This is a genomic window from Bauldia sp. (assembly GCA_037200845.1).
Lineage (GTDB): Bacteria > Pseudomonadota > Alphaproteobacteria > Rhizobiales > Kaistiaceae > DASZQY01.
In genome coordinates this window covers 1,190,760-1,209,638 of sequence record JBBCGQ010000001.1, presented here as the reverse complement: position 1 = coordinate 1,209,638, position 18,879 = coordinate 1,190,760, and the positions used below count along the sequence as shown (strand labels likewise).

The window sequence follows — 18,879 nt, the reverse complement described above, 5'->3', positions numbered from 1 at the left end:
CCCGCAAGGGGGAGGGAGAAGCAGCGGCGGCGTGTGCTGGCCCCCCTCTAGCCTTGCTAGGTCCGCTGACGCGGACCGAGCGCGGCTATCTCCCCCGCAAGGGGGGAGATCAACAAAACAAACTAGGCCGCGACGGCGGGGACCGAGAGGTTGTCGAGGGAGGAGACGATGTGCTCGGCGAGCTTGTCGACGATGGGCGAGTTCGGCTTGTTCCATGAGCGGATGATGCCGATCTCGCAGGAGGGGAGACGCGGGAAGCCTTCCTGCTCGGAGAGGACTCGCATGCCGGGGCGGAGTGCGGACTCGGCGACGACCGTGACGGCGAGGCCGGCCAGCACCGCGGCGCTGATCGCGGTCGAGTTGCCACTGGTGTAGCGGACGCGGTACTTGCGGCCGATGCGGGTGAGGCCGTCGAGGCCGGCGGTGCGCCACATGCACGGCGCCTTCGACAGCGCCAGCGGCACGATCTCCTCCTGCTCGGTGTGGTGCGCGGCGCTGGTCACCCAGAGCAGCGGCTCCTGGCGGATGACTTCCGTCTCGACATCGCCGCAGGCGGTGACGATGGCGAGGTCGATGTCGGCGGTGCGCGACAGTTCCATCAGCACCTGCGACGGCTCGCAGACGACGGAGACTTCGACGCGCGGATTGGAGCGCGCGAAGCGGGCGAGAATCTCGGGCAGGAAGCGATCGGCGTAGTCGTCCGGCGTGCCGAGGCGGACCGAGCCGGTCAACTCGGTCTCGTCGAAGGCGGCGATGGTTTCGTTGGACAGCGAGACCATGCGGCGGGCGTAACCCAGCAGGCGCTCGCCGTCGTCCGAGAGCTTCGACATGCGGCCGTCGCGGGTGAAAATCGGCTTGCCGATCCGCTCCTCCAGCCGGCGCATCTGCATCGACACGGCGGACTGAGTCTTGTGCACGGCCTCGGCCGCGCGGGTGAAGGATCCGCTCTCCGCAATCGCCACGAACGTGCGGAGCTGATCGAGGTCCAATGTCGCGGTCATGTCACGAAAACTCCCGTGTTTCTGCCGTTTCAATGATCAACCAAACAGATGGACCATATTAGAAACATTCGTTGGAATGATCAATGGGGATCAGGCAAATAGTCAGCGTCCCCGGAGCAAACAACCCCTCACACCGACCCGAAGCGGGCGGCATTCACCGGGCACCTCTGAAGGAGAACGACCATGGCCACCACCGAATTTTCCCACAGCGAGTCGTATGGCTTGCGGCAGTTCGTCGAGGCAGGTTTCGCCCGCGTCGCCGCCGTGTGGACCGCGGTGAAGAATCGCCGTTCGGTCAACAACCTTCTCTACTGGGACGACCGCATGCTGAGCGACATCGGGCTCACGTCGTGCGACGTCCGCGGGGCGCTGGCCGCGCGGATGAGCGAGGACCCGTCGCAGCAGTTGCGCTCGTTCTCGCAGGAGCGGCGCGAGGCGGTGCGGGCGCACAGCCGCGCGCTCTACACCTTCGACGACTAGGTCTCGAGGCGCAGACGAATTTTCGGAGCTCCTGGTCCCCTGGGAGCTTCGGTAGACTGGCCCGCCGGTTACTCGGCGGGCCATTTTCGTTTTCGGGTACGGGTGGCGCGCGGCGAAGTGGGCCCTCCCCAGGCTGTCATCCTTCGGCGGCGCGCAGCGCCGACCGGAGGACCGCTCTCCTCACTTCAACCGACGGTGTGCGTGCTGGGCGTGGTCCTCCGGTCGAGGCCTGCGGCCTCGCCGAAGGATGACAGCGGTGGGGAGGCGAAGGCGCCGCCGAGCAGGTGGAGGGAGAGGGGACAGCGGGCGGCTAGTAGGCGTGCGTGGTGAAAATCTTGTCGATGTCGCCGTTCCAGTCGTTCTCGTATTCGTCGAGGACGCGGTCGGCCGGCGTCTTGCCGGAGGCCAGAGTCTCCTCGACCGGGGCGAGGTAGATCGACTCGTCGTTGCCTTCGCGATCCTTGTTGGCGCGGCGGACGAGGCCGGCCTTCGCCAACGCCACGACCTCGTTGGCGATGTCGCGGACGGTGCGGTTGCGGAACGGGGTGTCGAGGGCGGTCAAGGGCACGGCGTTCCGCATCTGCTGGCGCTCGCCCTCGGTCCAGTCCTGCACGATCTGCCACGCGGCATCGAGCGCGAGGGAATCGTACATGAGGCCGACCCACAACGCGGGAACGGCGGAGATCACGCTGCCCTCGCCGCCGTCGGCGCCGCGCATCTCGAGATATTTCTTGAGGCGCACCTCGGGGAACAGCGTCGACAGGTGGTTCATCCAGTCGGACAACGTGGCGTGCTCGCCGGGAAGCTCGGCGAGCTTGCCGGCCATGAGGTCGCGGAAGGAGGCGCCGGCGACGTCGTGGTAGTGGTCGCCGCGCTTGACGAAATACATCGGCACGTCGAGCGCCCAGTCGACGTACTGCTCGAAGCCGAAGCCGCGCTCGAAGGCGAAGGGCAGCATGCCGGTGCGGTCACGATCGGTGTCGAGCCAGATCTCGGAGCGATAGGACTGGTAGCCGTTGGGCTTGCCCTCGGTGAACGGCGAGTTGGCGAAGAGCGCCGTGACCACCGGCTGGAGCGCCAGGCCGACGCGCATCTTCCTGACCATGTCGGCCTCGTCGGCGAAGTCGAGGTTAGCCTGGATGGTGCAGGTGCGGAACATCATGTCGAGGCCCTTGCCGCCGACCTTGGGCATGTAGCGCGCCATGATGGCGTAGCGCGACTTCGGCATCACGGGCGTTTCGGCGCGCGTCCAGCGCGGCGAGAAGCCGGCGCCGAGGAAGCCGATGCCGAGCGGCGTTGCGCATTCGCGCACCTGCGCCAGATGCGCGTTCACCTCACGGGCCGTCTGGTGGATGGTGGCGAGCGGGGCGCCGGACAACTCGAACTGGCCGCCGGGCTCCAGCGATATGGCGCCCTGCCCGGTCGGGTCGGTCAGGCCGATGACGTGCGCGCCATCGACGATCGGCTGCCAGCCGAGCAGGCCTTCCATGGCTTCGAGCAGGCGGCGGATGCCGCGGTCGCCCTCGTAAGGCACCGGCGCATGATCGGCGAGGTAGAAGCCGAATTTCTCGTGCTCCGTGCCGACGCGCCACGCCGCCTTCGGCTTGCCGCCTGAGGCAATCGCTTCAACGAGCTGGTCGCGGGATTCTATCGGCGTCGCGTCGGAGACGTCGCGGGCCATGTGGGAACAACTTTCCGGTGAATGGGGCGCGGAGATTAGCGGGGAGACAGGAGGCGGGCAATCGGCGGGACGTTCTGCCTCAATCTGGGGCGGGCGCGCAACTTTGCCACTTCGTTTTCGCCGCCTCTCGACGAGCGAGGCGGACGCGGTATGTGCCTTGGCACCCCCTCAACCAGCGAGGCGAGGAACCCATGAAGATCGGCATCATCGGCGCCGGAAATATCGGCGGCACCCTGGCGCGGCGGCTGCGGACGCTCGGCCATCAGGTGAAGGTCGCAAACTCGCGCGGGCCGGATACGCTGCGTGCGCTCGCCGCGGAGACCGGCGCCACGGCGGTGACGGTTGAGGACGCGGTACGCGACGTCGATCTGATCGTGGTCACGATTCCGGAAGCGAAGATCGCGAAGCTGCCGGCCGGGCTTTTCGCCAACGTGCCGAAGCATGTGCCGGTCGTCGACACGGGCAACTATTATCCGCGCCAGCGCGACGGCCGCATCGAGGGCATCGAAGCGGGTCTGACGGAAAGCCGCTGGGTCGAACAGCAGATCGGCCATCCGGTCACCAAGGCGTTCAACAACATCTTCTCGCGCTCGCTGGCAGAACGCGGCAAGCCGAAGGGCACGCCGGGGCGGATCGCGCTGCCGGTCGCCGGCGACGATGCGGCGGCGAAGGCGATCGTGCTCAAGCTTGTCGACGATCTCGGCTTCGACCCGATCGATGCCGGCGGGCTCGACGAGTCGTGGCGGCAGCAGCCGCACTCGCCGGTCTATACCAAGGACCACGACGCGGAAGCCGTGCGGCGCGGCTTGGCGGAAGCAAAGCGGGAACGGCTGCCGGAGCTTAGCGGGACTGCGAACAGTCCGGGAAGTTTTGCTTCGCCGGCGTGAGGCGGGCGGACCCCTCGCTTATAACTCCTGTCCCTAACCCCTCACCCTTCCTCCCCAGGCTCGCTCACGCTCGCCAAGTTCGGAAGCCCTCTCCCTCTGGGAGAGGTGACTGATGAAGGGTGGCGCTCAGGTTTTCCGGTCGCCTGGAGGGCGGCGCTCGCGGCACCCCTCCCCAAACCGCCTTCGGCGGTTTGACCCTCCCGCAAGGGGAGGGTTCAAGCGGAGCTTCGCCAATCGCCGAGTATGGCTTGCACTATGGCGAGCGCGGCAACTGCCGCTGTGTCGGCGCGGAGGATGCGGGGGCCGAGGCTGATCGCGGTGACGAACGGCAGCCGGCGGAGCAGCGCGCGTTCGTCTTCGGCGAAGCCGCCTTCGGGGCCGATCAGCACAGCCAGCGGCGATGGCGGCAGCGCCTTCAGCACCGCGATGGGGTCGCCCTCGGCCGACTCGTCGCAGAAGACGATGCGGCGGGTGCTCTCTTCCTTCGGCCATTGATCGAGCAGCGCAGGCAATGCGACGGGGTCGTCGATCGCCGGCAGCGAGAGGATGCCGCATTGCTCGGCGGCCTCGATCGCGTTGGCTTCCATGCGCTCGCGGTTCACGCGCGTCGCCTGGGTGTGCTGCGTCAGCACCGGGCGGAGACGCCCGGCGCCCATCTCCACCGCCTTCTCGACCATGTAGTCGAGGCGGGCGTGCTTCAGGGGCGCGAAGATGTAGTGGAGGTCGGGCGCGGCGGGCTGCGGGCGGGTCTGTTCGGTCGCGGCGAGGCGCCAGCTTTTCCTGCCTGACGCCGACAGCTCGGCGCGCCACTCGCCATCGCTGCCGTTGAACACGAGGACCGATTCGCCGGGGCGGAGGCGGAGCACGTTGACCAGGTAGTTCGACTGTTTCGGGTCGAGGTCGATGGTGGCGTCCGCCGCGAGCTCGGCGCGGACGTGGAGGCGGGTGGAGGTGAAGTCGCGGATCATCTCGGGCGGAGTGTACGGGGCGGCCGGTCCTTCGGTCGAGGCCTCCGGCCGCGCCGAAGGATGTCAGGGAAGAAAGTTGCCCCCGCCCGAAGGTGGCGCGCCTGGCGCGGCACCTTCGGCCTCCCCCGCAAGGGGAGGCAAGCGGAGCGTGGCCTCCCGGCGACAGCAACGAGATTTTCACCGCAGTTTCGAATTGTTCCGATGCAGGCTTCTGCCAACTGTGCGAAAATTTCTGTGCCCAGCCATTTGCCACGGAGGCTTCCATGTTTCGACTGATTTCAGCGGCCGCATTTCTGGTGGCCGGCGCCACTGCGGCGCTTGCGGCAGAGCCGTCGGCGCCCAGCGCGGACTACGGCAAGACCGTCTCGATCATCGGCGGATGCCACGACTGCCACACCGCCGACTACGGCGAGAAGGGCGGCGTCATCAATCCGGACATCGCGCTGAAGGGCAACCCGGTCGGATACAACGGGCCGTGGGGCACGACCTACGCGGCCAACCTGCGCATCGTTGCCGGCAAGCTCAGCGAGGACGACTGGGTGAAGTTCCTGCAGACGTTCGAGGTGCGGCCGCCGATGCCGTTCTACAATGTGCACGCGCTGGACGAGGTGCAGATGCGCTCGCTGCACCAGTACATTCTCTCGCTCGGCGCGCCGGGCGATCCGGCGCCCGACTATGTGCCGCCGGGGCAGAAGCCGAAGACGCCGTATCTGGTGTTTGCGCCGCCGGTGATGCCGTAGGCATCCCTCTGCTCGGAGACCGTTATCGGTCACGAGACTGCGACGGTGCTCCCCCGTTTACGGGGGAGCTGTCGGCAAAGCCGACTGAGGGGGCCAACGGAGATCGTTGGGATGCGCCCCCTCCACCATGCTTCGCATGGTCCCCCTCCCCCGCTACGCAGGGGAGGATCAACAAGATCGCAGCGTCGGGGTGAGTTGGGGGATTGCTGCCCCTACCCGAACGTGGCGCGTTGCGCGCGGCACTTTCGGCCTCCCCCGCAAGGAGGAGGCTAAGGGGAGTTTTGGTCTGCAGCTTGACCAAATCGGATAACGGCGGCACGTCTCGCTCATGACGGATTTCATCGCGGCGCCGCCCAAGGCCAATGTCGGCGAGTATACGGTTTCGGAAATCTCGAACGCGCTCCGCAAGACCGTCGAGGACACCTACGGCTATGTGCGCGTGCGCGGCGAGATTTCCGGGTTCAAGGGGGCGCACACCTCGGGCCACTCGTACTTCTCGCTGAAGGACGACAAGGCGCGCATCGAGGCCGTCGTCTGGCGGCTGACGCTGCCCAAGCTGCGCTTCCGGCCGCAGGAGGGCGTCGAGGTCATTGCCACGGGGAAGCTGACGACCTTCCCGGGGCAGTCGAAGTATCAGCTCGTGATCGACGCGATGGAGCCGGCGGGCGTCGGCGCGCTGATGGCGCTGCTCGATGCGCGGCGGAAGGCGCTCGCCGCCGAGGGGCTGTTCGCGGAGGGGCGTAAGAAGCCCCTGCCCTACCTGCCGCGCGTCATCGGCGTCGTCACCTCGCCGACCGGCGCCGTCATCCGCGACATTCTCCACCGGCTGTCGGACCGGTTCCCGACGCGCGTCATCGTCTGGCCGGTGCGCGTGCAGGGCGAGACGTCGGCGGCGGAAGTCGCGGCGGCGATCGCGGGCTTCAACGCGTTCGCCGCCGGCGGGCGCTATCCGCGGCCGGACGTCATCATCGTGGCGCGCGGCGGCGGCAGCCTCGAGGACCTGTGGGCGTTCAACGAGGAGATCGTGGTGCGCGCCGCGGCGGCCTCCGCGATCCCGCTGATCTCCGCGGTCGGGCACGAGACGGATTTCACGCTGATCGACATGGCCGCCGACCGGCGCGCGCCGACGCCGACGGCCGCCGCCGAGATGGCGGTGCCGGTGCGTTCGGAGCTGGTCGCGGCGGTCGAGGGATTCTCGGCGCGGCTCGCCGGTGGTGCGCTCAGGCGCGTCGAGGCCGGGCGACGCGACTTGCGGGCGGCGGCGCGGGCTTTGCCGAAGCCGGAGGATCTTCTGGCGAATGCGCGGCGGGCGGTCGACGATCTCGCCAGCCGTATCGGGCTGGCGCTCACCGCCAACGCGCGCGTGCATCGCGGCGCGTTCGAGCGGGCGAGCGGGCGGCTATCGCTCGCCGGCGTGCAGCGGATGATGGCGACATGCGGCGAGCGGCTTGCCGCGCTGGTATCGCGCAAGCAGGTGGCGCTGGCGCGGCGGATGGAGCGGCTTGGCGCGAAGCTGGCCGCAGCAGAGAAGCTGCTGGAGGTGGTGTCGTATCGCTCCGTGCTGGCGCGGGGGTTTGCGCTCGTGTCGGCGGATGGCGAGCCGGTGCGCTCGGCCGCGGCGGTGCCGCGCGGCAAGGCGCTCAGCATCGAGTTTCACGATGGGCATGTCGCGGCGGTTTCCAACGGCATCACCGCGGCGCCGCGGCGCAAGCGGCGCGATGGCGGCGATGGCGGGGCGCAGGGGAGTTTGTTGTAGGGGCGTATGGGACTCAATGTTCGTTTGTCACCTCTCCCTGAGGGAGAGGGCTTCGGCTCTTGTGAGCGGAGCGAACTAGAGACGAAGGGTGAGGGGTTAGGGACCCGTCGCTTACAACTCCTGTCCCTAACCCCTCACCCTTTTCGCCTAGGCTCACTTCGTTCGCCAAGGCTCAAAGCCCTCTCCCTCAGGGAGAGGTGACTAACCAAGACTTGCGCTCAGACCTCCAACCGCATGACGTGGCGGCGGATGCCGGCCATGCCTTCGTCGGTGAAGCCCGCGTCGGCGAACACCGGGATGAAGCCCATGAAGCGATAGCTCGGGGCGTCGGGTGGGACTGGGTAGGCTTCCACGATCGTGGCGCCCTCGCGCTTGGCGTGGGCGATGGCGCCTTGGATGAGGCGGCGGACGGTGCCTTTGCCGCGGCGGCTTCTCGGGACGTAGAAGCAGGCGATCGACCAGATGTTCTCGCCGGGGCTCGCGGGCGGGCCGCCGAGGTTGCGGTAGGTTTCACGCGGCGCGACGGAGACCCAGCCGGCGGGCTCGGCGCCGTCGCGGGCGATGAGGCCGATCGGCGTGCCGGCAGCGATGCGTTGCTTCATCTGGCGCTTGCGGTCGGCCGGGGTGTGGTCGTGCGACTCGGCCGTGGAGCGGCGCCAGACCATGCACCAGCAGTGCTTTGGCGCGCCGCGGGCGGCGAAGAAGGCTTCGAAGTCGGCGAGGTTTGCCTGGGTGACGGGGGTGAAGGCGAGCGGCATGGGCCTGACTTTATCAGGTGGGGGTGCGGAGGAGAGACACCCCTCCCCGAAACCGCTTTGCGGTTTCGGCCCTCCCGCAAGGGGAGGGCTCAAGCGGAGCTTCGGTCATTCCTCGGGACGGAAAGGCTAGCGCCTGCCCTTCCCTCTGATCTCGGACAGCGTCGCCGTCGGCGCGATGATTTCGGGATCGAGTTTTATTTCGATGATCGCGGGTTTGCCGCTGGCTTCGGCGCGGGCGAAGGCTGGGGCGAAGTCGGCCGTTGCCAGCACTGTCTCGCCATGGCCGCCGTGGGCCTTTGCCAGCGCGGCGAAGTCGGGGCTAGTGATGTCGGTGGCGATGGCGCGCGCCGGGTAGTGGCGCTCCTGGTGCATGCGGATGGTGCCGTGGATGCCGTTGTTCACTACGACCACGATGACGGCGGCGTCGTACTGCACCGCGGTCTGGAATTCGTTGGCGGTCATCTGGAAGTCGCCGTCGCCGGCGAAGCAGACGACGGTGCGCTCGGGGAATTTGAGTTTCGCGGCGATCGCGGCGGGCAGGCCGTAGCCCATCGAGCCGGAGGTCGGGGCGACCTGGGTGTGGTAGCGGCGGAAGCGGAAGTAGCGGTGGATCCAGGTGGCGTAGTTGCCGGCGCCGTTGGCGATGATGGCGTCGTCGGCGAGATGCCCGCGGAGCCACGCGACGATCTCGTACATCTGCACCGGGCCGGGCGATTTCACCGGCGCGGTCCACGCCTCGAAGGAGGCGCGGGCGGCTTTGGTCTCCGCGCTCCACGGGATTTCGCGGTGCGGCGGATGCACCGATTCCAGCGCCGCGACGAAGGCCGCCGGGCTGGCGTTGATGGCAAGCGCCGGGCGATAGACGCGGCCGAGTTCCTCGGCGCCGGGGTGGACGTGGACGAGCTGCTGCCGCGGCTCGGGGATGGCGAGCAGCGTGTAGCCCTGCGACGGATTTTCGCTGAGGCGGCCGCCGACCAGCAGCACGAGATCGGCGTTGCTGATGCGCTGGATCAGCGCCGGGTTGGGGCCGAGGCCGACGTCGCCGGCGTAGTTCGGGTGATCGTGGTTGAACAGATGCTGGCGGCGGAAGGAGACGCCGACCGGCAGATCGAAACGCTCGGCGAAGCGCTGCATGCCGGCGACGGAAGCTTCGTTCCAGCGCGAGCCGCCGAGGATGACGAACGGATTTTTCGCCGCCCACAGCATCTTCTGGAGATGCGCCATCTGGGTGAGGCCGGGGTGGGTGTGGACCTGCGTCGCCGGTTCCGGATTGGTGGCGTCGGTTTCGTCGCGGAGCATGTCTTCGGGCAGCGCCAGCACGACCGGGCCGGGGCGACCGCTGACCGCGACGTGGAAGGCGCGCGAGACGAACTCGGGCACGCGGCCGGCGTCGTCGATCTCGTCGGCCCATTTCGCCAGCGGTGCGAAGGCGGCGCGCATGTCAACTTCCTGGAAGGCTTCGCGGCCGCGCATGGAACGCGCGATCTGGCCGACGAACATGATGAGCGGCGTCGAGTCCTGGCGGGCGACGTGGATGCCGGCGCTGGCGTTAGTGGCGCCGGGGCCGCGCGTCACCATGACGATGCCGGGATGGCCGGTCAGCTTGCCCCAGGCTTCCGCCGCCATCGCCGCGGCGCCCTCGTGGCGGAAGACGGTGACGGCGATGTTCGTGTCGTAGAGCGCGTCGAGCAGCGCCAGGTAGCTTTCGCCCGGCACGCAGAAGATGCGCTCGACATGGTTCGCGACCAGCGCCTCGGCGATGAGGCGCGCCGCCGTCTTCATCTCAGGCATCGATGACGGACGCCACCCAGAAGGTCTGTTCCTTGCCGTCGTCGTCGCGGATGGTGACGTACTCGCCGAGCGTGAACTTGTGGCTGCCGAGGCGGTAGCCCGACTCATCGCCGTCGTCACCCTCGATGTCGTAGGTGAAGCCCCACGAGCCGCCCGGGCGGTGGATCAGGTGGCCGATGTCTTCCTCGACGCCGCCCCAGGAGCGGACGACGCGGCACTTGTCGCGGTTCTTCTTCCAGCCTTCCGGATCGAGGTGACCGTCGGCGGTGAGCGGCGCGGTGAAACGGTAAAAATGCTGGTCGCTGCCTTCCGGATGCTCCGGCGTGCGGGCGAGATTGAGCCGGATGGTCTTGAGGAAACTGGGCATGGGAGCGGCTCCGGTGGCGGGACGTCGTGCGGCAAACTAGCAGAGCGGTACGGGGCGCGGCCAGTTCGTCATTGCCCCGGGCGGCGGCAAGGCTAATCTGTCGCCCCTGCCCTTCTGGAGGAATGCGTGGCCGATCTCAGATCGTGGATACTTGGATCGATGGCGGCGCTGGCGCTGGGGCTGACGCTTGCCGGCGCAGTGCAGGCGCAGGATGTCGTTCCGGGCGACGACGATCCGGATGCGGTGAAGCCGGCGTTCCCGACCTCGGAATTCGCGGAAGACGCCAAGACCGCGACGGTGACCGCCGCCGGCATCACGGCGACCATCACGATGCTGACGCGGCCCGACCTCGACCCGGACAACGATACGCCGATGCTCACCGTCACCATCGACGGCAAGCAGGTGCTGGAGGCGCCGGGGACCGCCGGCGACGTCGACGAGCCGGCGGCGGAGGCGAGCATCGCCGAGATGGACCCCGACAACCAGCACCAGGAGGTCTACTTCCAGAGCTACTCGGGCGGCTGCTGCTCGACCGTGATCATCGCCGAGCAGGTCGGCCAGCAGTGGGTGTCGGTGCCGGTCGGCGATTTCGACGGCGACGGCGGCTACCTGCAGGACCTCGACGGCGACGGCGTCGCCGAAATCGCGACCGTCGACATCAACTTCATCAACCGGTTCGACTGCACGGCGTGCAGCGCGGCGCCGCGCGTCATCTACACGGTACGCGACGGCAAGGTGATCGACCTCACCACCGACACGCGCTTCCTCGGCGCGCACCGGGCGTGGCTGAAGGAGCTGGAAGACTCGATCGAGCCCGATGCGCGCTGGAAGTCGCCGGGGTTCCTCGCCGGCTGGCTCGGCGAGAAGATCCGCCTCGGCGAAGGCGCCGACGCCTGGCAGCAGATCAACACGCACTGGGACGCGGCGCACGACGAGGGCGAGGAAGTCTGCCCGAACGGTGACGACCCCGACAATTGCGCGGCGAAGGACCGCAAGGTTCTGAAGTTTCCCGAGCGGCTCAGGCTGTTCCTCAACGCCAACGGCTACAAGTTCTAGAAGAACAGAAGCCAGATCGCGTAAAGCACGACGGCGGCGTCGACCCCCCGGATGACGTGGTCGAGAGTCTTGTCGCGGACGGTGTTGTTGAAGGTGACGGTCAGGCCGATCGGGCCGAGGGCGGCGAGCACCAGCGTCGCCCACAGGGCTAGGGCACGGCGACGAACAGCGCCAGCGTGAGCAGGACGTAGACGACGGTGAAGGCGGCGAACGGCTCATTGCCCTTGATGCCGAAGCGATAGGCGAGCGTGCAGGATGGCGTCCAGCACTGCCGTTTGGCGGCCTCGGCCCTCACCCTGTTTCTCCAGGCTCGCTGCGCTCGCCAAGAGAAACAGCCCTCTCCCCTTCGGGTAGAGGGGACGAACCGATGGTGAGGCGTTCCCCCCTCCCCAACGGGGAGAGCCGAAGGGTGAGGGCAGCAACCGGCAACCCTGCGGAGGAGGCACACCCCTCCCCGAAACCGCTCTCGCGGTTTCGGCCCTCCCACAAGGGGAGGGCTCGGATTGTTCAAGCGTGGAGCTTCTGACGCGCGCGATCAGGCGACCAGGTACGCTTCGCTTTTCTGCAGCCAGCCGGCGAGCTGGGCGCCCGGCACCGGCTTGGAGAAGTAGTAGCCCTGGAGGCCGTTGACGCCCATGTCGCGGAGCGCGGCGACCTGGTCCTCGGTCTCGACGCCCTCGGCGATGGTCTGGAAGCCGAGCTTCCTGGCGAGGTCGACGACCGCCTGCACGATCAGCTCGGAGCCGGCAACCTTGCCGATGTCGCGGACGAAGCTGCGGTCGATTTTGACGGCGGAGAGCGGCAGGTCGCGGAGCAGCGACAGCGACGAGTAGCCGGTGCCGAAGTCGTCGATGTGGACGCCGACGCCGTAGGTCTTGAGCATGTCGAGGTTCTTCTGGATGACCTCGATGTTCTTGAAGATGGTCGACTCGGTCATCTCGATGTTGATGAGATTGGAGGGGACCTCGAGGCGCTCCATGGTCGCGATCAGCCGCGTCGCGAAGCCGGGATCGCGGCACTGCATCGGCGAGATGTTCATCGAGATCGGCACCAGCGCCTTCTGCATGTCGGCCCAGGCGCGGATCTGGGCGCAGGCTTCTTCCAGCAGGCGGTTGCCGAGGTTGGCGATCGAGCCGGACTCCTCGGCGATCGGGATGAACTCGGTCGGCGTGATGATCTTGTTCTCGAGGTCGCGCCAGCGGGCGAGGCCCTCGGCGCCGATCAGGCGGCGGGTGGTGGCGTCCACGATCGGTTGGAACAGCAGGTAGAAGCGGCCGGCGAGGATGTCCTCGGGCATCGAGCGCTTGAGGGCGTGGCGCGCCTTGACGACGGCGTCCATGCGCGCGTCGAAGAAGTTGATCGAGCCCTTCTTGCTGGCCTTCGACTTGTACATCGCGAGGTCGGCGTGGGAGACGAGGACGTCGGCGCTGGAATCATCGTTCGGGAAGACGGAGATGCCGACGCTGATCGAGACGTCGAGGCGCATGTCTTCCAGCTCGGTGATGCCGCTCACGGCGCGCGAGACCTTCTCGGCGATCTCCATGGCGGAGCCTTCCGAGCGCAGGTTGGTGGCGAGGATGGCGAACTCGTCGCCGCCGATGCGGGCGATGGTATCGGTCTCGCGGAGCTGCTCGCGCAGGCGCCGGGTGACCTCGATCAGGACGTTGTCGCCGGTCTTGTGGCCGAAGACGTCGTTGATCTCCTTGAAGCGGTCGACATCGAACAGGATCACCGCGCAGGGCAGCTCGTTGCGGCGCGACTGGATGAGGGCGGCGTCGAGCTGCTCGAAGAAGGCGCGGCGGTTGAGCAGGCCGGTCAGCGAATCCGTGCGGGCGAGACGGAGCAGCTCAGTCTCGCTCTTCTTGCGCTCGATGGCGTAGCGGATGGCGCGCAGCAGCGTGCGCGGCTGGATCTCGCCCTTCTCGAGGTAATCCCCTGCCCCGTTCTTCAACGCCTCGCCGGCGATCTTGAGATCGGACAGGCCGGTCAAGACGATGATCGGCACATGGGCGGCGGCGCCGCGCATGGAGCGCAGTCCGTCGAGGCCGAGGGCGTCGGGCAGATCGAGATCGAGCAGGATGGCATCGACGGCGCCTTTCACCTGCTCGAGGTGGGCGAGCGCGGCGGCGAGCGAGTCGACGGCGGCGACCGTGCACACGACCTCGGCGTCGCGCCCGGCATCCTGGAGCGCGAACTCGGTCAGCCGCCGGTCGCCGGGGTTATCCTCGACCAGCAGTACGGACAGCGAATGGGTGATGACCTCGTCCATGACACCTTCACACAGGCACGCCAAATTCCCGGATCAGTTGCATCGTCACGGTAGTCTCACAACAGTAAACCAAAAGTGTTCGATCGAGCGGATTACCTTCGTAAATCCATCAAAGTCGATGGGTTTTGAAATAAAGCAGTTGGCGTGAGCCTCGTATGACTTGATGATGTCTGATTCAGCCTCGGAAGATGTAATAATTACGACCGGAATTATCTTGAGTTGTGGGTCTTCCTTGATGTGGATGAGCACGGAACGGCCGTCGATGCCCGGGAGATTGAGGTCGAGCAGCACGAGATCCGGCCGGACGGCGTCACCGTATCTGCCGCGCCGCTGCAGGTAGTCGATGGCGCTCTGACCGTCCATGACGGCGTTGAGGTTGTTGGCGATGCGGGCCTCCTTGAGGCCCTCGATGGTCAGGCGGACCTCGGCGGGGTTGTCCTCGACCAGCAGAATTTCGATGGGCTTCGCCATGCTCAAGCCGCCTTCGTGTCGGGGATCGTGAAATAGAAGATCGAGCCGCCGTCCGGCGCGGGCTCGACCCAGATGCGGCCGCCGTGGCGCTCGACCACCAGCTTCGACACGGCGAGGCCGATGCCGGTGCCGGAGTAGCGGTCGCGGCCGTGCAGGCGCTTGAATATCTCGAAAATCTTGTCCTTGAAGACGGGATCGATGCCGATGCCGTTGTCGGCGACGGCGAAACGGATGGCGCCATCGACGCGGCGGGCGTCGATGCGGATCACCGGCTTCTTGTCGGAGCGGTACTTCAACGCGTTCTCGATGAGGTTCTGGAAGACGCGGGAGAATTGCACCGGGTCGACGCGGATCTTCGGCAGCCGGCCGACCTGGACGTCGGCCCCGGTCTCGGCGACATGCAGGGCGAGCTGGGCGAGCACGGTCTGGACGACGTCGCGGGCCTCGACGGTCTCGAGCTTCAGCGGCGCGTTGCCGGCGCGCGAGTAGCCGAGGAGGTCGTTGATCAGGCGCTTCATGCGCGTGGCACCATCGACGGCGAAGCCGATGAACTCCTGCGCCTCGTCGTCGAGCTTGCCCTCGTAGCGACGGGAGAGCAGCTCGAGGTAGCTGCCGACCATGCGCAGCGGCTCCTGCAGGTCGTGCGAGGCGACGTAGGCGAACTGCGCCAGCTCCTGGTTGGAGCGCGTCAGTTCGTCGGTCTGCGCCGTCAGGCGGTCCTCGCGCTCGCCGATCTCCTTCATCATCAGCGCCAGCGCGCGCGACAGTTCGCCGGTCTCGTCGCGGCGCTTCAGCGTCCGGCTGAAATCGACGTCGCGGCGGCCGGCGGTGATCGCCGCGGCGTCGGCGGTGAGGGAGCGCAGCGGCCGCACGATCAGCCGCGACAGGAACACGGCGATGGCGACGCCGAAGGCGATCATCAGCGAGGCGACGAGCACCGTCATGTCGCGGACGCCGTTGGTGCGGGCGAGCAGCGCGTCGTTGGACAGCACCGCGGCGACGGCGAGGAAGCGGGCGGGGTCGGCCGGATCGAACGGGACGCGATCGGCAACGGCGAGGTAGGTGCCGGCCGGGCGCGTCACCGTGCCGGAGAAGGTCGCGTCGCCGCCGGCGAGGAGCGGGGCGAACTCGGGATAGTCGTCCTGCAGGCGATAGCGCGTGGCGAGGTCGAAGCCGAAGGTCTTCTCGTTCAGCGGATTGGCGAGGTAGTCGCCGGCCTGGTTGGTGATGAAATTCTGGCTCTCGCGGCCGAGCGTCCGCTCGACGACGTCGAACAGACTTTTCAGCTCGAGATTGAGCACGATGACGCCGGCGAGGCGGCCGGTGGCGTCGTGGAGCGGCGTCGCGACGTGCGCCGTCGGCCGGTAAGGAAGCTCGATGCGGCCGTGCTCCTGGTTGAGCTCGACGTCGGAGATGAGGACGGCGCCGGGCGCCGCACCCGCGGCAGCGATGAAATAGGGCCGCGCGCTCTTGTCCTGGAGGTCGGCCGCCGCGGTGCGGCTGATGACGCCGGTAGCGGTGCGATTGACGCGGACGATCTCGCTACCCGACGCGTCGAGGAACAGCGCATCGAAATATCCCGGGCGGGCATCGAGCAGCGCGCTGAAGATGACGGCGACACGGTCGAGCGAGGTGGCGATCGGCTCGCCCTCAGCCGGCGCTATGGCGCCGTTGGAGACGGCGGCGACGAGGTCGCTGACGGCGGGCGTCCGGGCCATGAACACGGCGTCGCGCTCGGCCGAATCGAAGCGGGTGGAGATGCGCGAGGCGGCGAGATCGAGCGAAGCGGTCAGCGTCTGCTGCTGGCGCTCCATCAGGATCGCGACGTTGCCCCGGTAGAGGAAGAAGGACACAGTGGCGGCGGTGATCGTGCCGAGGACGATGGCCCACAGCGCAATCTGCGACGCGAGGCCAAAGCGGACCGTACGCAGGCGCGTGAGCGGCGCTTCCGGCGACGCGTCGTTCACCCGGTGCCCACCCGGCGGGGCGGTGTCCAGTGCGGCCATAGGGGACCCAGAGTCACAACCCGAATCAATCCGCGCAGTTTCCGGCGCCGCAAGTTAAGAATTGCGGAATTCCGGGCAAGAATCGCCGGCAACGCCGAGGCCAAATGTCAGAATATTCGCGAAGTGTCTCATGGTGCGAACTTAAATCACAAAAGCGTGTGGGCGGCGTGAAACCTGCAAATGCACCGGCACGCGACGAAGGTTGTCATCCCCATGGTTGATGCGGCACTTGCGAACTCAGGAAACGACGACGCCGTCACGCCGATCGAGAACCGCATCGCGTTGCTGATCCTTCAGCATCCGCAGGAGCAGGACAACATACTCGGCACGGCGAAGCTCGCGGCAGCGAGCCTGACCAACGCGACGTTCAAGATCGGGCTGTCGTGGGCGAGCCTCGGCAAGGCGCTCGGACGCGCGGCCGACCCGAAGCGATGGGCGATATTGCATCTGGGCTCCGCGCATGCCGCCGATTTTCCGAAAGGGCGCGAGGTCGTCGTGCTCGACAAGAAGGGCGTGGCGCTGCCCGACCAAGAGCAGGAGCTGGCGCACATCCAGGGCGTCGTCGTCTTCGACGGAACCTGGAGCCAGGCGAAGACCTTGTGGTGGCGGAACGCGTGGGTGCTGAAGGGCAAGCGCGTGGCGCTCAACCCGAAGCGGCCGTCGCTCTACGGGAATCTCCGGCGCGAGCCGCGGCGCGAGGGGCTGTCGACCATCGAGGCGGCCGGGCTGTTGCTTAGCCGGCTAGAGAAACGGCCGGAGATCGAAACCCGGCTCAACGAAAATTTTCAGCGCATGCTCGATAGAATCCGCGCCTCGGGTGTTCACGTCGGTAAGGGCTGAAACTCGGAGATCGTACGGATGGCGCTGCGCGGCTGGCTTACCGGACTGGCTGTCGTCATCGTGGCCGGCGGTGCGGCGTTCTGGATACTGACCGAGCCGCGGCCGCTGGCGGCTTCCGTCGTGCCGACGACGCCCGGCGATGCAACGCGCGGCGAGTTGCTGTTCTGGGCGGGCGGGTGCGTCTCGTGCCATCTCTCCGCCGGCGCCAGCGTAGCGGACGCGAAGCCGATGCTCGGCGGCGGCAGGCCGCTGACCTCAAAATTCGGCACGTTCTATCCGCCGAACATTTCGCCGGACCCCGACACCGGCATCGGCAAGTGGACGACGCTCGACTTCGTCAATGCGATGAAGCGCGGCATCGCGCCGGACGGGACGCATCTCTATCCATCGTTCCCGTACACGTCGTACCAGCGGATGCCGGTCGCCGACATCGTCGACCTCAAGGCATTCCTCGACACGCTGCCGCCGGTGAAGGCGGAGAACAAGGCGGACGCCCTGCCCTTCCCGCTCAACATCCGGGGCGGGCTGGGGCTGTGGCAGCTCATGTTCCTCGACGGCAAGGAATTTGTGCCCGATCCGGTGAAGTCGGCCGAGGTCAACCGCGGCGCCTATCTCGTCGAGGGGCCGGGGCACTGCAACGAGTGCCACACGCCGCGCACGCTGTTCGATCTCGGCGGTCTCGACTACACGCACGCGTTTGCCGGGGCGCCCAATCTTTCCGGCCGCGGACGGGCGCCAAACCTGACGCCCGGCAAGGGCGGCATCGGCGACACGTCGGCGGACGATCTGCTGTTCGACCTTGAGATGGGGCAGGATTTCAACGGCATCATGCTCGAGGTGCAGCAGAACCTGGCGCACCTGCCGGAGAGCGACCTCGCGGCGATCGTGGCGTATCTCAAGCAACTGCCGCCGCAGGACAGTCCGCCGCGACCGCAGCGGCCGGCGGGGGCGCCGGCGCCGCCGGCGTCTTAGCTCCTCGACGCGAGGCGGTGGAGCACTATGCCGCTGGCGGTGGCGACGTTCAGCGAATCCATCGCGCCGGGCATCTCGATGCGCACGGTCTCGGCGCGGGCCATGATTTCGTCCGGCAGGCCGGGGCCTTCGGTGCCGAAGAGCGCGGCGACGCGTGGCGGCGGCCGGAGCTCGGACAGCGCCGTCGCGCCGCGCGGGCTGAGCGCCAGCGGCGTGAAGTTTTGCGAGCGGAGGAGCGCGATGGCGTCGTCGCCCGATGCGAGGCGGGCGAAGGGGACGGTCAGCGCGGCGCCGACCGAGACGCGGATCGCCTTGCGGTAGAGCGGGTCGCAGCAGGCGGCGTCGAGGATCACCGCGTCGGCGCCGAAGGCGGCGGCGTTGCGGAAGATGCCGCCCATATTGTCGTGGTTGGCGATGGCGAACAGGACGACGACAGTGGCGCGCGGCGGCAGCGAGGCCAGCAACGACGCGGCGGCGACCGCGGGATTGGCGCGGCCGAGCGCGAGGATGCCGCGGTGGAGATGGAAGCCGGCGATGGCGTCCAGTATCGGCTGGGCGGCGACGAACACCGGCAGGTCCGGCGGGACGATGTCGGCCAATGTCGCGATGCGCTTTTCCGAGATGAGCAGGGACACCGGGCGGTAGAGCGAGCGCGTCAGCAGCACGCGGACGACGACCTCGCCCTCGGCGACGAACAAGCCGTCGCGGCCGACGAGATCGCGCTCGCGGATGTCGCGGTAGGCGGCGATGCGCGAGTCCAGTGGATCGTCGATCGGGATGAGCGCGGGCATATTTTGACTTGTGGCGGGCGCGGCGCCGGCTGAATAGCATGCGCG

General features: G+C 67.7%; 19 protein-coding genes. 7 read left to right on the top strand and 12 right to left on the bottom strand.

All coding sequences use genetic code 11. From position 1 onward, the window contains the following. Positions 1-122 precede the first annotated feature (122 nt). Positions 123-1,001: a LysR substrate-binding domain-containing protein gene (locus tag WDM94_05780; GenBank protein ID MEJ0012135.1), complete on the bottom strand. Its 879-nt coding sequence runs from the start codon at positions 999-1,001 to the stop codon at positions 123-125. 183 nt (positions 1,002-1,184) lie between these two features. On the opposite strand from WDM94_05780, the gene WDM94_05775 reads away from it, so the two are divergent. Continuing rightward, a complete protein-coding gene (locus WDM94_05775) occupies positions 1,185-1,481 on the top strand; it encodes a DUF1127 domain-containing protein (protein MEJ0012134.1) in 297 nt (98 codons plus the stop codon). Positions 1,482-1,791: 310 nt separating this feature from the next. Here the strand turns inward: WDM94_05775 and WDM94_05770 are convergent, their stop codons facing one another. Next, positions 1,792-3,162, bottom strand: a complete 1,371-nt coding sequence (locus tag WDM94_05770) for a glutamate--cysteine ligase (GenBank protein ID MEJ0012133.1) — start codon at positions 3,160-3,162, stop codon at positions 1,792-1,794. 17 nt (positions 3,163-3,179) lie between these two features. Between WDM94_05770 and WDM94_05765 the strand changes: the two genes are divergently transcribed. Continuing rightward, positions 3,180-4,049, top strand: a complete 870-nt coding sequence (locus tag WDM94_05765; GenBank protein MEJ0012132.1) for an NAD(P)-binding domain-containing protein — start codon at positions 3,180-3,182, stop codon at positions 4,047-4,049. 215 nt (positions 4,050-4,264) lie between these two features. Here WDM94_05765 and WDM94_05760 read toward each other — a convergent pair whose 3' ends face one another. Continuing rightward, positions 4,265-5,017, bottom strand: coding sequence for a 16S rRNA (uracil(1498)-N(3))-methyltransferase (locus tag WDM94_05760; protein MEJ0012131.1), 753 nt, complete (start codon positions 5,015-5,017; stop codon positions 4,265-4,267). A 263-nt stretch (positions 5,018-5,280) separates the two neighbouring features. Between WDM94_05760 and WDM94_05755 the strand changes: the two genes are divergently transcribed. Both WDM94_05755 and xseA read left to right on the top strand, forming a co-directional pair. Beyond that, positions 5,281-5,757 carry a c-type cytochrome gene (locus WDM94_05755; protein ID MEJ0012130.1) on the top strand — a complete coding sequence of 159 codons (477 nt, stop codon included), beginning with the start codon at positions 5,281-5,283 and terminating at the stop codon, positions 5,755-5,757. A gap of 328 nt (positions 5,758-6,085) precedes the next feature. Beyond that, positions 6,086-7,513: an exodeoxyribonuclease VII large subunit gene (gene xseA / locus WDM94_05750; GenBank protein MEJ0012129.1), complete on the top strand. Its 1,428-nt coding sequence runs from the start codon at positions 6,086-6,088 to the stop codon at positions 7,511-7,513. A 218-nt stretch (positions 7,514-7,731) separates the two neighbouring features. Here xseA and WDM94_05745 read toward each other — a convergent pair whose 3' ends face one another. From WDM94_05745 to WDM94_05735, 3 genes are all read right to left on the bottom strand, one after another. Then, on the bottom strand, positions 7,732-8,271 hold the full coding sequence (locus WDM94_05745; protein ID MEJ0012128.1) for a GNAT family N-acetyltransferase: 540 nt from the start codon (positions 8,269-8,271) through the stop codon (positions 7,732-7,734). A 126-nt stretch (positions 8,272-8,397) separates the two neighbouring features. After that, a complete protein-coding gene (locus tag WDM94_05740) occupies positions 8,398-10,053 on the bottom strand; it encodes a thiamine pyrophosphate-binding protein (GenBank protein ID MEJ0012127.1) in 1,656 nt (551 codons plus the stop codon). A gap of 1 nt (position 10,054) precedes the next feature. Further along, a complete protein-coding gene (locus tag WDM94_05735; GenBank protein MEJ0012126.1) occupies positions 10,055-10,429 on the bottom strand; it encodes a hypothetical protein in 375 nt (124 codons plus the stop codon). A gap of 126 nt (positions 10,430-10,555) precedes the next feature. Between WDM94_05735 and WDM94_05730 the strand changes: the two genes are divergently transcribed. Beyond that, on the top strand, positions 10,556-11,485 hold the full coding sequence (locus WDM94_05730; GenBank protein ID MEJ0012125.1) for a hypothetical protein: 930 nt from the start codon (positions 10,556-10,558) through the stop codon (positions 11,483-11,485). On the opposite strand, the gene WDM94_05725 is transcribed toward WDM94_05730, so the two are convergent. The 5 genes from WDM94_05725 to WDM94_05705 form a co-directional block, all read right to left on the bottom strand. After that, positions 11,482-11,616: a hypothetical protein gene (locus tag WDM94_05725; GenBank protein ID MEJ0012124.1), complete on the bottom strand. Its 135-nt coding sequence runs from the start codon at positions 11,614-11,616 to the stop codon at positions 11,482-11,484. The two genes, WDM94_05730 and WDM94_05725, sit on opposite strands and share 4 nt — an antisense overlap. A gap of 17 nt (positions 11,617-11,633) precedes the next feature. Further along, the gene (locus tag WDM94_05720) at positions 11,634-11,780 is read right to left on the bottom strand and encodes a hypothetical protein (GenBank protein MEJ0012123.1); all 147 of its coding nucleotides are present in this window, start codon (positions 11,778-11,780) and stop codon (positions 11,634-11,636) included. Between the two features lie 240 nt (positions 11,781-12,020). Continuing rightward, positions 12,021-13,754 (bottom strand): EAL domain-containing protein, encoded by a 1,734-nt coding sequence (locus WDM94_05715; GenBank protein MEJ0012122.1) that lies wholly within the window; start codon positions 13,752-13,754, stop codon positions 12,021-12,023. 45 nt (positions 13,755-13,799) lie between these two features. Further along, positions 13,800-14,225: a response regulator gene (locus tag WDM94_05710; GenBank protein ID MEJ0012121.1), complete on the bottom strand. Its 426-nt coding sequence runs from the start codon at positions 14,223-14,225 to the stop codon at positions 13,800-13,802. A 2-nt stretch (positions 14,226-14,227) separates the two neighbouring features. Continuing rightward, positions 14,228-16,192: an ATP-binding protein gene (locus WDM94_05705; GenBank protein MEJ0012120.1), complete on the bottom strand. Its 1,965-nt coding sequence runs from the start codon at positions 16,190-16,192 to the stop codon at positions 14,228-14,230. Between the two features lie 252 nt (positions 16,193-16,444). Here WDM94_05705 and WDM94_05700 point away from each other — a divergent pair, with 252 nt between their 5' ends. Both WDM94_05700 and WDM94_05695 read left to right on the top strand, forming a co-directional pair. After that, positions 16,445-17,071, top strand: a complete 627-nt coding sequence (locus tag WDM94_05700) for a tRNA-uridine aminocarboxypropyltransferase (protein MEJ0012119.1) — start codon at positions 16,445-16,447, stop codon at positions 17,069-17,071. Between the two features lie 18 nt (positions 17,072-17,089). After that, on the top strand, positions 17,090-18,043 hold the full coding sequence (locus tag WDM94_05695; protein ID MEJ0012118.1) for a cytochrome c: 954 nt from the start codon (positions 17,090-17,092) through the stop codon (positions 18,041-18,043). Here WDM94_05695 and WDM94_05690 read toward each other — a convergent pair. Further along, positions 18,040-18,834, bottom strand: a complete 795-nt coding sequence (locus WDM94_05690) for an RNA methyltransferase (GenBank protein MEJ0012117.1) — start codon at positions 18,832-18,834, stop codon at positions 18,040-18,042. The genes WDM94_05695 and WDM94_05690 overlap by 4 nt on opposite strands. Positions 18,835-18,879 lie beyond the last annotated feature (45 nt).

What these genes read in the sequence shown, in the direction of transcription:
- WDM94_05780 (MEJ0012135.1), bottom strand. Translation starts at nt 1,001, where the DNA reads ATGACCGCGACATTGGACCTCGATCAGCTCCGCACGTTCGTGGCGATT.
- WDM94_05775 (MEJ0012134.1), top strand. Translation starts at nt 1,185, where the DNA reads ATGGCCACCACCGAATTTTCCCACAGCGAGTCGTATGGCTTGCGGCAG.
- WDM94_05770 (MEJ0012133.1), bottom strand. Translation starts at nt 3,162, where the DNA reads ATGGCCCGCGACGTCTCCGACGCGACGCCGATAGAATCCCGCGACCAG.
- WDM94_05760 (MEJ0012131.1), bottom strand. Translation starts at nt 5,017, where the DNA reads ATGATCCGCGACTTCACCTCCACCCGCCTCCACGTCCGCGCCGAGCTC.
- WDM94_05755 (MEJ0012130.1), top strand. Translation starts at nt 5,281, where the DNA reads ATGTTTCGACTGATTTCAGCGGCCGCATTTCTGGTGGCCGGCGCCACT.
- xseA (MEJ0012129.1), top strand. Translation starts at nt 6,086, where the DNA reads ATGACGGATTTCATCGCGGCGCCGCCCAAGGCCAATGTCGGCGAGTAT.
- WDM94_05745 (MEJ0012128.1), bottom strand. Translation starts at nt 8,271, where the DNA reads ATGCCGCTCGCCTTCACCCCCGTCACCCAGGCAAACCTCGCCGACTTC.
- WDM94_05740 (MEJ0012127.1), bottom strand. Translation starts at nt 10,053, where the DNA reads ATGAAGACGGCGGCGCGCCTCATCGCCGAGGCGCTGGTCGCGAACCAT.
- WDM94_05735 (MEJ0012126.1), bottom strand. Translation starts at nt 10,429, where the DNA reads ATGCCCAGTTTCCTCAAGACCATCCGGCTCAATCTCGCCCGCACGCCG.
- WDM94_05715 (MEJ0012122.1), bottom strand. Translation starts at nt 13,754, where the DNA reads ATGGACGAGGTCATCACCCATTCGCTGTCCGTACTGCTGGTCGAGGAT.
- WDM94_05710 (MEJ0012121.1), bottom strand. Translation starts at nt 14,225, where the DNA reads ATGGCGAAGCCCATCGAAATTCTGCTGGTCGAGGACAACCCCGCCGAG.
- WDM94_05700 (MEJ0012119.1), top strand. Translation starts at nt 16,445, where the DNA reads ATGGTTGATGCGGCACTTGCGAACTCAGGAAACGACGACGCCGTCACG.
- WDM94_05695 (MEJ0012118.1), top strand. Translation starts at nt 17,090, where the DNA reads ATGGCGCTGCGCGGCTGGCTTACCGGACTGGCTGTCGTCATCGTGGCC.
- WDM94_05690 (MEJ0012117.1), bottom strand. Translation starts at nt 18,834, where the DNA reads ATGCCCGCGCTCATCCCGATCGACGATCCACTGGACTCGCGCATCGCC.